The 13,436-nt window shown below is 57.1% G+C and carries 11 protein-coding genes and 1 pseudogene; 5 read left to right on the top strand and 7 right to left on the bottom strand.

Features of this window, described 5'->3' with window-relative positions; all coding sequences use genetic code 11:
* Positions 1–24 precede the first annotated feature (24 nt).
* Positions 25–1,029 (bottom strand): agmatinase, encoded by a 1,005-nt coding sequence (gene speB / locus HU750_RS12310; RefSeq protein ID WP_186679902.1) that lies wholly within the window; start codon positions 1,027–1,029, stop codon positions 25–27.
* 372 nt (positions 1,030–1,401) lie between these two features.
* Between speB (HU750_RS12310) and HU750_RS12315 the strand changes: the two genes are divergently transcribed.
* Positions 1,402–2,325, top strand: a complete 924-nt coding sequence (locus tag HU750_RS12315; RefSeq protein ID WP_186679906.1) for a LysR family transcriptional regulator — start codon at positions 1,402–1,404, stop codon at positions 2,323–2,325.
* A 33-nt stretch (positions 2,326–2,358) separates the two neighbouring features.
* On the opposite strand, the gene HU750_RS12320 is transcribed toward HU750_RS12315, so the two are convergent.
* From HU750_RS12320 to speB (HU750_RS12340), 5 genes are read right to left on the bottom strand one after another with little or no spacing between them, the layout of a single operon-like run.
* Positions 2,359–3,153 (bottom strand): ATP-binding cassette domain-containing protein, encoded by a 795-nt coding sequence (locus tag HU750_RS12320; protein ID WP_186679912.1) that lies wholly within the window; start codon positions 3,151–3,153, stop codon positions 2,359–2,361.
* A 12-nt stretch (positions 3,154–3,165) separates the two neighbouring features.
* A complete protein-coding gene (hisM, locus tag HU750_RS12325; protein ID WP_186679915.1) occupies positions 3,166–3,885 on the bottom strand; it encodes a histidine ABC transporter permease HisM in 720 nt (239 codons plus the stop codon).
* Positions 3,882–4,604 (bottom strand): ABC transporter permease, encoded by a 723-nt coding sequence (locus HU750_RS12330; protein WP_186679920.1) that lies wholly within the window; start codon positions 4,602–4,604, stop codon positions 3,882–3,884. The genes hisM and HU750_RS12330 overlap by 4 nt, the downstream gene beginning before the upstream one ends.
* Before the next feature lie 8 nt (positions 4,605–4,612).
* Positions 4,613–5,395: a transporter substrate-binding domain-containing protein gene (locus HU750_RS12335; protein WP_186679923.1), complete on the bottom strand. Its 783-nt coding sequence runs from the start codon at positions 5,393–5,395 to the stop codon at positions 4,613–4,615.
* Between the two features lie 34 nt (positions 5,396–5,429).
* Positions 5,430–6,383, bottom strand: a complete 954-nt coding sequence (speB, locus tag HU750_RS12340; protein WP_186679926.1) for an agmatinase — start codon at positions 6,381–6,383, stop codon at positions 5,430–5,432.
* Positions 6,384–6,537: 154 nt separating this feature from the next.
* Between speB (HU750_RS12340) and HU750_RS12345 the strand changes: the two genes are divergently transcribed.
* The 4 genes from HU750_RS12345 (at position 6,538) to HU750_RS12360 (ending at position 11,909) form a co-directional block, all read left to right on the top strand.
* Entirely contained in the window at positions 6,538–7,422 is an 885-nt protein-coding gene (locus tag HU750_RS12345; RefSeq protein ID WP_225935629.1) for a LysR family transcriptional regulator, read from the top strand.
* A gap of 376 nt (positions 7,423–7,798) precedes the next feature.
* Positions 7,799–9,178, top strand: a complete 1,380-nt coding sequence (locus tag HU750_RS12350) for a sodium:solute symporter family protein (protein ID WP_186679932.1) — start codon at positions 7,799–7,801, stop codon at positions 9,176–9,178.
* 42 nt (positions 9,179–9,220) lie between these two features.
* Positions 9,221–10,252 (top strand): ABC transporter substrate-binding protein, encoded by a 1,032-nt coding sequence (locus HU750_RS12355; RefSeq protein WP_186679935.1) that lies wholly within the window; start codon positions 9,221–9,223, stop codon positions 10,250–10,252.
* 55 nt (positions 10,253–10,307) lie between these two features.
* Positions 10,308–11,909, top strand: coding sequence for a 5-guanidino-2-oxopentanoate decarboxylase (locus tag HU750_RS12360; protein ID WP_186679938.1), 1,602 nt, complete (start codon positions 10,308–10,310; stop codon positions 11,907–11,909).
* A 410-nt stretch (positions 11,910–12,319) separates the two neighbouring features.
* On the opposite strand, the pseudogene HU750_RS12365 reads toward HU750_RS12360, so the two are convergent.
* Positions 12,320–13,347 (bottom strand): annotated as a pseudogene (locus tag HU750_RS12365) (aminotransferase class III-fold pyridoxal phosphate-dependent enzyme); the annotation flags it as partial.
* Between the last annotated feature and the right edge of the window lie 89 nt (positions 13,348–13,436).

Below are 13,436 nucleotides of genomic sequence, written 5' to 3' on the forward strand. Positions count from 1 at the left end.
CTAGCTATTCAGTGCCACCGTGAATCACCGCTGGTGATTCGTAGTTTGTCCGTTCAGCGGGTGCTTAGCACGGGCGTCGGCCAATACGCACAACATGTCGAACATCAACGTCGCTGCGTTCAAAGTGGTCAGGCCCGATGGATCCAAATCTGGTGCCACTTCGACGACATCCCCGCCAATGAGATTGAGGCCGCGCATGCCACGAATCAGGCGAAGCGCCTCGCGCATGGAAATTCCCCCAGCTTCCGGGGTGCCAGTGCCTGGTGCGAATGCAGGATCGAGACCGTCGACGTCGAACGAAATGTAGGTTTTACCGTCGCCGACTACACGTTTAATTTCCTTTAGGACGCCTTCCACGCCCAGTTCATCGAACTCGTCGATGAAGATCACTCGCATACCCGATTCGAGGCTGAAGTTAGGGGTGCCGGAGTGCTCCGATCCACGAATGCCAATTTGAATGGTACGCAGAGGATCTAATAGGCCATCTTCAACCGCGCGACGGAATGGTGCGCCGTGGAAGAATTTGGAGCCGTATAAGCTATCCCAGGTATCGGTATGGGCATCAAAATGGACCATACCGATAGGGCCGTCCTTAGCCAACGCCTTAAAGATCGGATAAGTGATAGAGTGATCACCACCAACGGTGAGTGGCATGATGTTATGGGCACATACTTCACGATAGTAGCGCTCGATACAAGCGTGTGCATCTTCGATATTGTACATTCGGTCGATGAACACGTCGCCCATATCCCGAATCTTGCAGACTTCAAAAGGCGCGATGTCGGAGTAATGACTTTTCGTACGCATCAGGCAGGATTGCTGGCGCACCCCTCGCGGCCCCAGCCGCGCGCCTGGCCGGAAGGATGTACCACCATCAAACGGCACGCCAATCAAACCGATATCAATATCTGACAGCGAGGTGGCTACCGGAGCGCGCATGAAAGAGGCAATCTCGTTGAAGCGAGGGCGCTTTTGTGGATCATATTCTTGACCATCGATTAGATTTGTTTTTAGTCTGTGATCAGACATGGTTGCTCCTCAATTTCTTCAATCACTGCTTTCTAAGTCGGAGTGTCGCTTGGCGACCTGTGGGTCAATCACGGGATTTTAGCCATCACCGTGACGAAGCGGGAGCTTGTTAAAGCCAGAGTTCAGTACCCAGTCCGTGATCATTCAAACGCAATCGCCGCACATTTAAAATCTACAATTTCGATTCGAATGTTCAAGAAATCTTAAACTATCCTTTGCAGCGTCTGATGCGCCGGCGGCCTCAGGGTACCGCGTCACAAGACGCCCCCACCATGCCTCTCAGAAAATGGCGCTTTCTCGACTTGAGAAACCTCATAGACACGACTTTCCCACCGACTCATGTTAAAATTCTGCCATTACAAGGAATAACAAATGAAAGAGTCGCTTTACAATGTGCGACTGCTGAGAATTTTCCTCAGCGTCGTCAACAATCAAGGCTTTTCAGCTGCTCAGCAAGAGCTGAATATGTCTACGTCAGCAATCAGCACATACATGAATCAGCTCGAATCGCAGTTGGGTATGCAGCTGTGCAACCGTGGCCGTGCCGGATTCAGCCTTACCAGCAAAGGCCAGCTCGTTTTCGAAGAGGCCAAGAGGCTCATCGAACAAACCGATTCGTTCGAGCGATATGTCGCAGAGCTCAAGGGAGAGCTCCGCGGCACCATTACAGTGGGCATTCTGGACTCGATGCTTTCCGATACTCAGGTGAACATTTCCGATCTACTGGGCGATTTCAGCCGCAAAAGCGACAAGATCCATGTCACATTGAAAATCTTGAGCCCATTCGAATTACAGAAAGAAGTTCTGGAGGGTAAAGTCGACCTTGCCATCGGCTCATTGCCCACAAAAATGAGCGGCTTGAGGTACTCGCCACTCTATATAGAGCAGCACTGGCTTTTCTGCAGCGATCGCCACCCGCTGTATAATCCAAAAGACGTGTCCATAGAAAAAGTTACTGAACACGCCCTGATAAAGCGCGGATACTGGTCGAATGCCGAGGGCATGCGACATGGTTTCACTCGATACTCAGCTACGATAGATAGCATGGAAGCCGAGCTAATTCTTATACTCTCTGGCAACTATATCGGATATCTACCAGATCATTTGGCGCGCCGTTGGGAGGATGAAGGCCGACTGCTGAGATTATTTCCGGAACACTTTGGCTACACGGCTGAGTTCTCGCTAATAATCAAAAACGGAAGATCACGAGAGCCCTTGATTCAAGCTTTTCGTGACGAAATCGATGTGATTTTCGGGCGTGAAGCTGCCCGTTTATCTCATCGCTCGCCGACCTGAGGGGCACCTGGGAATTTCAGGTGCACACGGATTTCAAGCGGTGCGCAAAACTGAAACTTCGTCGCTGCTACGGCCCAAGAATGCCTTAAGCCTTTCGCTTTGGGGATGGGAGAAAAACGCTTCGGGGTTGTTCCGTTCTTCAATGACACCCTTGTGAAGAAATACGACTTCCGTAGAAACCTCCCGAGCAAATTTCATTTCGTGCGTCACCATGACCATCGTCCGCCCCTCTTGAGCGAGCCCTTTGATTACGCCCAGCACTTCACCGACAAGTTCAGGGTCAAGTGCAGATGTCGGCTCATCGAGGAAAATGATCTCGGGCTCGACTGCCAACGCACGAGCAATCGCGACTCTTTGTTGCATGCCGCCCGACAGTTGGATGGGGTAACAGTGCCCAAACTTATCAGGATCGATATGCACCTTTTCTAGATAGTTCCTGGCTCGCACCAGTGCTTCATCTCGACTCACACCGAGATTCTTCCGCGGGATGAGCGTCACGTTATCTAGAACATTCAAGTGTGACCACAGATTGAAGCTCTGGAACACCATTGCCAGTTTCGAACGGAAACGCTGCAACTCCTTGGCGGACGTCGGATGAAGCAAACCGTCGGCTTTCCGCGCCAGGGCAACCGCATCACCATTCCAAAGCAGTCGTCCCGCCGTCGGCAGCTCCAGCAGATTAAGGCAACGCAAGAAAGTACTCTTACCCGAACCGCTCGAGCCGACTAGCGTGATCACATCTCCCGAAGAGGCACTCAGCGACACCCCGTTCAACACGTGATGCGGGCCATAATTTTTGGAAATATCAACTGCACTTAATGTCGCCATGGGGACTCTCTTTTATTTATTATCAACGACGGGGTGAAGAAAACGCAGCCATTTTATTTCAGCACGCCGAAACATCCAGACGATGACCAGCGAAACTACGGCATACAGCAATGCCGCCACAGCGAATACCTGGAATGTCATGTACGTTTGACCATTGATATCGCGCGTTACCTTCATCAGTTCCGGCACGGTGGCAGCGAACGCGATCGAGGTCGCATGCAACAGCAATATGACTTCATTCGAATAATAAGGTAACGCCCTTCGCAGGGCCGCGGGCACAATCACGAAACACTGGACTTTCCACGCGGGCAAACCGTAGGCACGCGCGGCCTCTATTTCACCGGGCGGTAACGTGCGCATCGCGCCGGCCAGTATTTCGGTGGTATACGCTGCGCTATTAAGGGCGAACGCCAGAATGGCGCAGTTAAGCCCATTCTTGAAAAACACTCTAAGCACTTCACTTGACTTTATGACGTCAAGGCCGTACAGGCCGCTATAACAAATCAACAGCTGGATATACAGTGGCGTCCCACAAAACACGTAGGTGAAGCTGCGCACTGCTGTGCGCATCCAGCGCCCACCCGCTGTGCGCGCCACCGCTAACGGCAAAGCAAGTAGCGCACCGATCAACAATGAGGCGACCAGCAGCCATAAAGTCATCGCCAACCCGGTGAGTTTCACGCCGTCCGTGTACAGCAACGGTTGCCAGTACGCCTGAAACAACTCAATCATACCGCGCTCCTGACGAATGCTACGGAGTAACGCTTTTCCAGCCAGTTGAGCAACCAGCCACTCAGCGCCGTGATAAGCAGATAGACAAGCCCGCATAGGATCAAGAAAAAGAACATCCTGAATGTGGCCTTCCCAGCGCTTTGCGCGGCCTCCACCAGATCGGAAAGACCGATGATCGATACCAGTGCGGTGGCCTTCAACAACACCAGCCAATTATTGCCAAGCCCTGGAATCGCATGGCGCATCATCTGCGCAAAGATCACCAGGGTGAACACTTTGGTAGACGACAATCCATAGGCTTTTGCCGCCTCGACCTGCCCCGGCGGAATAGCTATGATCGCGCCGCGGAAGGTTTCAGCGAAATAAGCACCGTAGATGAACCCCAGCGTAACCACGCCAGTCATGAACGGGTCCAGGTTAATGTATCCGATGCCCAGCGCATCGCCGAGGTTCGCCACAACCGTCTGCAGCCCGTAGAACACTATCAGCATCAACAGCAGGTCGGGCACACAGCGGACCAGGGTCGTATAAGCGCTGCCCAGCCAGCGCAGGAAAGCCACGTCTGACAGCTTCGCTAACGCGCCGAGCCCCCCTAGCAGACAACACAATGCCAACGAGAGCACCGCCAACGCCAACGTAACCTGTACCCCGTGTAGAATCAGCAGGCCATAACCGGACAGGTCAAATAACCCACTTACATGCTCGCTGAACCACTCCATGAGGCCTCCTAGTTCATCGACGAGGTCACGGTGGGCGCGGAGAAATACTTGTTCTGCAAGCGTTCGTATTCACCACTGGCGCGAACCGCGTGTATGGCGGCATCGAGCTCGGTTTTCAATGTCGCATTGCCTTTGTTGATGCCGATCGCCACGCTGGACTGCATATCAGGATCACGCACGACATCACTGACTTCATAGTCCTTGCCTTGCGCCGTGTTCAGAAAACCCAATTCGGCTTGCGTCGAGTCCTGCAGGCTGGCGTCAAGCCGTCCGTTCATAAGATCGGCATAGACCTGGTCCTGACTTTGATAGCTCAGGACCGAAACACCCCACGCGGCGAGGGCCTTGTTCGCATAACGCTCCTGCACAGTGCCCTGCTCTACGCCAACAGACTTACCGCGCAACGCAGACTCCGACAACGTGAGCGAGTGATGCTTGTGACTGACCAGCGCGCTGTGCACTTCATACAGACCGTCAGTAAAATCAATTTGCTTGAGCCGCTCAGCGGTAGGCTGCATCGAAGACAGAATGCCGTCGTACTTCCTCGCCTTGAGCCCCGGGACTAGACCGTCGAAATCGTTGACCACCCAGGTGCAGGTTCGCTTCAGTTGCGCGCACAGGGCATTGCCGATTTCAATTTCGAACCCCTCCAGGCCACCCTCCTTGTTTTTGTAGGAGAACGGCGGATAGGTCGGATCCACACCAAAGCGCAACTCGACAGCTTGGGCGTGGGTCGCGGTGACGGCCAGGCACGCAGAGGCCAGCCAGTATTTGAGATATTTTATTTTCATTATTTGATCTCTCTGGGTGATAAAGCAGCGAGGACTACTTGAACATCAGCTTGTGTCGCCAGGCATACAAACACACCATTTCCATGGCGATCGTAGCCCCTGCAAGGGCCGTTATTTCAGCATGGTCGTAAGGCGGAGATACCTCTACGATGTCCATGCCGACGATGTTGATCCCGCGCAGCGCACGAAGAATCTCCAAGGCATGAAACGTCGAGAGGCCGCCTGAGACGGGTGTACCCGTGCCGGGCGCGAATGCCGGGTCGAGGCAGTCGATGTCGAACGATAAATAGACCGGGTTGTCACCGACACGGGCCAGAATGCGCTCAGCAATTTGCGCAGGCTGCAGTGTGTTGGCCTGGCGAGCATCGAGTACCTCGAAGCCCATGGTGTCGTCGTTGGTCGTGCGCATGCCGACTTGAATCGACCGCGCGGGATTGACCAGATGCTCCCGAGCGGCATGATAGAACATGGTTCCGTGCTCAATCCGCTTGACCTCAGGGTCTGGCCAGGTGTCGGTGTGGGCGTCGAAATGCACGAGCGACAGCGGGCCATGGACTTTGGCGTGCGCCTTGAGCAGCGGATAGCTGATGAAATGGTCGCCGCCCAGGGTGAGCATGCCGCACCGGTGCGCGAGGATCTTGTCAGCGTGCGCTTCGATGGCGCCAGGCACGCTCTGCGGCTGGCCAGAATCGAATTGACAGTCGCCATAGTCGACCGCCGCCAACAGGTCGAACGGGTCGAACTCCCAGGGCCAGTGCCGGGCCCAGGCAATCCCGGTCGACGCGGTGCGCAAGCCACGAGGGCCAAAACGGGTGCCGGGGCGATGGGTTGTGGCAGTGTCGAAGGGTACGCCTGTGATGGCCAGGTCGACGCCATTCAGATCGCGGCTGTAGCGTCGCCGCATGAAACTGGAAACCCCCGCAAACGATGACTCCGCCTGGGTTCCGTAAAGGCTCTCACGGGTAATTGCTAGGTCGTTCTGGCTCATCTCTCTCAAGGTCCTTCAAGCAATGCAGATCGGTAGCGCTCTATGGCACTTGCCCAGGATTCTGCCGCGCTTTCAAACAGCGTAAAATACGAACTATGATAAGCACACATTAACAATATGCGATGTGTAAACGATGCTTAGCCAAATTCAGGACATGGACCTGCAGCTTCTGCGGCTGTTCGTGACCATCGTCGATTCCGGGGGCTTCGCGGCCGCCCAAGGCAAGCTGGGCGTCGCCCAATCGACAATCAGCACCCAGATGGCAAAGCTTGAGGTCCGCCTGGGCTTTCGGCTCTGTGAACGGGGCAAAAGCGGCTTCAAGCTGACCGCCAAAGGCACCAAGGTCTACCAGTCCGCTGGCAAGTTGCTGGATGCGGTGGGGGCCTTCACGCGGGAGACACAAGCAGTCTCCGACACGCTCATCGGCGAGTTGCGGATCGGCCTTTCCGAGCTGCTCGCGCCGCAGATCCTGGAGCTGATCGGCAACAGCGTCGGGCACTACCGGGCACGCGCGCATGACGTCACCCTCAACATCATCACCGGCACGCCGGATGAGCTCGAAACCATGCTCCTGAGCGGCAAGCTCGACATCGCGATCGGCTACTTCTCCATCAATCACGCCGCGCTCACTTACCAGCGCTTGTTCACCGAGGTGCAGAAACTCTATTGCGGCAAGCACCACCCGTTGTTTTCCGCCGCCTCGGTGACCGCTGAAGCGTTGAACCGCGCCGATAAAGTGAGCCATGCCTACCGAATGAAATCGGTCGGCGCGCGCTTTGTGGCCGAGCGGCAAAACGCAATATCCGAGCGGGTTGAGGCCGACCTGATATTCATTCTCTCCGGCGCCCACATCAGCTTCTTACCCGAGCACGTTGCCAAGCCGTGGCTCGACGCAGGAAAGGTCAAGGAACTACTGCCCGCCGACTTTGGTTACACCGTGGACTTTCAGCTGACTACCCCTAATCGCCAGGACCTCAGCGAAGCGCTGATCGTGTTCAGGGATCAGATCATCGAGACGTTCCGAGTCGCCGGTCATTGACCGGGCGACCGTCACCTCACCCTCAGGGTCAGTTTACGGATCCTTCAACAATCATTTTCCAAACCCGTATTTAACCCAGTGACCGTGCTGTCCACAATTCTCGAAAAATAACTATAAGAACATTCGAGGGAACCTTGTGGACCGTTCACGCCACCCCTTCAGCACCGCGTCACCTGGCTGCACGGCCACCACAGCGTTTATGCAGTTCAATTGCACTACAGACGCCCTTTTAGCCCCCGTCAGCATTATTAGCCTGACCGGCGCACACCCTCGCCTCGCACAACCTGCCCCTCTTGTCGCTCTGCCATCGATGGCGCCACCAACGGCCGCTGGCAGGTAATTTCAGTCAATACAATTACAATACTCGGAGAACAGGATGAGTCTGGACATCGTGGTAGTACTGCTTTATGCAGCCAGCATGTTAGCACTCGGTTGGTACGGCATGCACAGAGCCCGGACCAGCGAGGAATACCTGATCGCGGGTCGCAACTTAGGGCCGTGGTGCTACATGGGCACCATGGCCTCTACCGTGTTAGGCGGCGCCTGCACCGTCGGGACCATGCGCCTGGGCTATGTCTATGGTATTTCCGGCGTCTGGTTATGCGCCACCTTGGGCCTGGGCATCATTGCGCTGAACCTGTTTTTAGCCAAACCCCTGCTCAAACTTAAAATCTTCACGGTGACCCAAGTTCTCGAGCGGCGCTATAACGCCGTGGCCCGCCAGGCCAGCGCCGCGATCATGCTGGCCTATTCGCTGATGATCGGCGTGATTTCCACGCTGGCCATGGGCACCGTGTTGCAAGTGCTGTTCGAGTGGCCGTTCCTGCTGTCGATTCTCTGCGGCGGTGGGGTCGTGGTCGCCTACTCCTCGATCGGCGGCATGTGGTCGCTGACCCTGACGGACATTGTGCAGTTCGTGATCAAGACCGTCGGTTTGATGTTCATCCTGCTGCCGATCTGCCTGTACCGCGTCGGCGCCTGGGATGCACTGATGGCGCAACTTCCGGCCAGCGCGTTCAGCTTCACTGCGATGGGTTATGACACCATCATCAGCTACTTCCTGATTTACTTCTTTGGCATTCTGATTGGTCAGGACATCTGGCAGCGCGTATTCACAGCCAGAAGTGAGCACGTCGCCAAATACGCAGGCTCGGCAGCCGGTGTCTATTGCGTCATCTACGGGCTGGTCTGCGCGGTGATCGGCATGTGCGCGCGGGTGATAATTCCTGATCTCACCGACCCCAACAATACCTTTGCAGCGATCACCCAAACTGCCCTCCCGCCCGGCATCCGAGGCTTGGTGATTGCCGCCGCCCTGGCCGCGATGATGTCGACCGCCAGCGCGGGCCTGCTCGCCGCATCGACGGTACTGACCCAGGACTTGCTCCCGACATTGCGCAACGGTAAAGCCTCCAGCTTGAGCATGAACCGCTGGTGCACGGCCTTGACAGGCCTGGCGGTTCTCGCCATCGCCTGTGTGGTCACCGATGTACTGGGCGCACTGACCTTGACCTACAACCTGCTGGTTGCCGGGATGTTGATCCCCTTGGTCGGCGCCATTTACTGGAAGCGGGCGACCACCGCTGGGGCAATTGCCAGCATGAGCCTGGGCTTTGCGACCGCCTTGGTATTCATGATCAAAGACGGCTTGGCGGCGGCCAGCCCTATCTACTATGGCCTGAGCGTAGGCCTGGTCAGCTTCGTGGTGGTCAGCCTTGCGGCTCGCCAGCCTGTAGTTGCAACCCAAACCCGCTGAAACCTACCCCTTGCAGCGCCAACCTGAAACGGGAGAAATAACATGAAAAAAACAATAATCATCCCAGCCATCCTGTTTGAACTTCTCATGCGCAACGCAAGCGCCAGCGAACTGACGGTCATTTCTTTTGGTGGCGTAGCTAAGGAAGTGCAAACGACGGCGTTCTACAAGCCGTTCGAAGTGACCTCCGGCAACAAGGTGATTGCGGGCGAGTACAACGGCGAATTGGGCAGGATCAAAGTCATGGTGGACACCGCCAGTGTCAACTGGGATGTCGTGCAAGTTGGCGGGGCAGAGTTGATCACCGGCTGCGAAGAGGGGCTGTTCGAAAAACTCAGTCATTCGCAGAATGCCCCACAATCGAGCTTCCTGCCCGGTACGTTGTCGGAATGCGGGGCAGGACTGTTGGTGTGGTCGACGGTACTGGCCTATAACGCCGACAAGTTGAGCGCGGCGCCCACCGGCTGGGCAGACCTTTGGAACCTCGAGAAATTCCCAGGCAAGCGTAGCTTGCACAAAAGCGCCAAGTACACCCTGGAGATCGCATTGATCGCAGACGGGGTCGAGGCAAAAGACATCTACCCGCTGCTCGAGACCAAAGAAGGCGTGGATCGCGCGTTCCGCAAACTCGACCAGATCAAGCCGTTCATCCAATGGTGGGAAGCCGGCGCACAGCCGATGCAGTACCTGGCGAGTGGCGACGTGGCAATGACCAGTGCATTCAACGGCCGGGTGTTTTCCGCACAAAATGCGGGTGCCAATGTGAAGACGGTCTGGTCGGGCAGCATTTACGACATGGATGCCTGGGCCATCCCCAAAGGCAGCAAGAACAAGTCGACGGCCGAGCAATTCATTGCATTCTCGCTACGCCCAGAACAACAGAAACAGCTCTCCGAGCAACTGGGCTACGGCTCGACCAACGTGCACACACCAGAACTGCTGAACCCAGCGATTGCCCACCGATTGAACACGTCGCCTGAGAACCTGGCGCAATCTGTCGCCCTGGACAACGACTTCTGGGTCAGCCACGGCGAAGACCTCGAGCAGCGGTTTATCGCCTGGGCGGCAAAATGAGCACTGAATATATGCACCTTCATTACTACAACCTTATTGGACTCAAGGAGTCGTCATGACCACCTGTGGTGAATTTCTCGTCAAACAACTTGAAGCGTGGGGAGTCGACACCGTCTTTGGCATCCCAGGCGTGCACACAGTCGAGCTTTATCGCGGACTGCCCTCGACGCAAATACGCCACATCACGCCACGCCACGAGCAGGGCGCAGGCTTCATGGCAGACGGCTACGCCCGCGTGCTGGGCAAGCCTGGCGTCTGTTTCATCATCACCGGCCCCGGCATGACCAACATTCTCACGGCGATGGGCCAAGCCTACGCGGACTCGATTCCGATGCTGGTCATTTCCAGTGTGAACGAACGTGCCCGCCTCGCTCACGGCAATGGCTACCTGCATGAGCTGCCCGATCAGAGAGGCATGAGTGCAGGCGTCACGGCGTTCAGCCACACCCTGCTCAGTGTCGAGGAATTGCCGGCTGTTTTGGCGCGAGCGTTCGCCGTGTTCGACAGTGAGCGCCCGCGCCCGGTGCATATCGAACTGCCGCTGGACATCATCACCGCCTGCGCCGAGCACCTGACGGTGCGCCCACGGGTCGTGATAGAGCGCCCCACGGCCAGTGCCGCGGTGCTCGAACATGCGGCTACACTGCTCAGTAGCGCCGCGCGCCCGGTACTGCTGATCGGCGGAGGTTGCGTTGGTGCGCACGATCAGGTGCAAGCACTGGCGCAAAGGCTGGACGCGCCAACGGCACTGACCATCAACGCCAAAGGGTTGCTCGCCGCGAACCATCCGCTGCTGCTGGGCAGCAACCACTCGTTCGATCCGGTACGGCGTCTGGTCAAGGACGCCGACGTGGTGCTGGCGATCGGCACCGAGCTGGGCGAAACCGATCACGACATCGTGTTCGACCAGAACTTTTGCATTGACGGCCAGTTGATCCGCATTGATATCGATGCCGAGCAACTGATGCGTAACCATACCCCAACCCTGGCCATTCGTTCCGATGCAGCCGCGGCCATCGAGGGGATGCTCGGGGCGCTTGAGCATCGGCAACTGAACACCGAGCGAGCCGGCGCATCGCGCACCGCTGAGGTACGCCGCGAGCTGGACGCTGAACAACAATCCTGGAGCAATTACCGCCAGCTGTTCGACACTGTGCTCGAGGTGTTGCCGTCGGCACGCTTTGTCGGTGATTCCACACAGACGGTGTATACCGGCAACCACCTGGTAAACACCAAAGGCAGCCGGCGTTGGTTCAACTCCACCACCGGGTTCGGCACGCTGGGCTACGGCTTGCCCGCAGCGATGGGTGCCCGGCTTGCCGACCCGACCTCGCCGGTAATCTGCTTGATCGGCGACGGTGGGCTGCAATTCACCCTTCCTGAGCTCGCCAGCGCCGTAGAGGCACGGATTGGGATCGTGGTGCTGCTGTGGAACAACTACGGCTATGGGGAAATCAAGCATTACATGGAGCGCCGAGACATACAGCCCATCGGCGTGGACATCTACACCCCTGACTTCATCACCATTGCGCGTGGCTTTGGCTGCGTTGCTGAACGTGCCGTCGACTTTCAGCACCTCGCGCGGTTGCTCAGCGATGCGCCGAGTGATCGGCCGATGGTCATCGAGATCCTTCAGGCAACACCGTTCCATCCATGACGCTGACAAGGTGTTGCCCGACGGGCAACACCAACCCCGTGGTAGCGGACAAGCCCCAATGCCAGTCAGTTGATGCGATACACCCGCGAAGAGGCCCGCATGGCCACTGCAAGCCCAATTGTTCTCCGCACGACCATCGGCGAAGAACAAAAAAGGGGACAGCAATCCACGGGCTTCAGATTGCTGTCCCCAAATGGGCAGATGAGGGTTCGCTCGCTTCGGTGAGATTCCATCCTGACCAAGGGATGCCGTCTGAATCCCACCCGCCCTAAGCAAGCGCTTTGCTACCTGCTGCGAACCCCCACCATCGGACTGGCCGCAGCATATCGCTCAGGTTGAACGCGGGAGCACTGCAAATATCCACAGCCCCTGCCCCCGGCTCACACGTTAGTTGATGCTCAAGCCCAGGCTTAACCGGCCAACTCTTCAAAACAGTCGTTGATGATCGCCAGGCCGCGCTGCGACTGCTCGTCCGAAGCCGTCAGCGGCACGAGAATTCGCAGCACATTGGCGTTGGTGCCACACGACAGCAGAATCAGGTTCTTGTCGAGTGCCTTGGCGACCACTTGAGCGGCCAGTGCGCTGGCAGGCTGTGGATATCGCCGCCTTCGAACAGTTCGACGGCAACCATCGCACCCAGCTGGCGAATATGCCCCAGGGTGGCGTGACGTGACTGGATATCCTTCAACCCAGCGACCAGCAACTCGCCCACCGCTTTGGCACGGTCGAGCAACTTCTCTTCCTCGAACACATCGAGAACAGCGAGTGCGGCGACACACGACAGCGGGTTACCTGCGTAGGTCCCACCCAAGCCACCTGGCGCGACGCTGTCCATCAGTTCGGCATGCCCGGTCACGCCGGCCAGCGGGAACCTGCCAGCGATGGATTTGGCGAACGTGGTCAAGTCTGCGTGAACGCCCATCTGCTCCATCGCAAAGAAGGTACCGGTACGGCCAGCGCCGGTCTGGACCTCGTCGGCGATCAACTTGATGCCGTGCTCGTCGCACAGCTTGCGCAGGCGCAGCATGAAGTCCTTGGGCGCTACATGGAATCCGCCCTCACCCTGCACCGGCTCGAGGATGATGGCCGCGATATCCTGGGGCGCGGCATCGTTCTTGAAAATGCGCTCGACGCTGGCGATGGCGTCGTCGCTGCTCACGCCCTGCAGCTCGTTGGGGTACTGCGCCCTGTAGACGTTCCCAGGCATCAGGCCGAGCCCGGCAGAATAAGGAACCACTTTGCCGGTCAACGACAGGGTCATCATGGTCCGGCCGTGATAACCGCCGGTAAACGCGATGACCCCGGTCCGCCCCGTCGCCGCTCGGGCGATATTCAGCGCGTTTTCAACCGCCTCTGCACCCGTGGTGACTAGCAGCGTCTTCTTGGCGAAGTCACCAGGCACCAGTTTGTTGAGCCGCTCACAGAGCTCTACATAGGGTGCCTTGTGTCGCGATGGGCCGCAAAGCGACCCCACTAAGGGCGATGAATAACTTAAGTGAACAGCATTACGCACTAGGCGGGCTCTAA

The organism is Pseudomonas sp. SWRI50 (genome assembly GCF_014269095.1).
Lineage (GTDB): Bacteria > Pseudomonadota > Gammaproteobacteria > Pseudomonadales > Pseudomonadaceae > Aquipseudomonas > Aquipseudomonas kermanshahensis.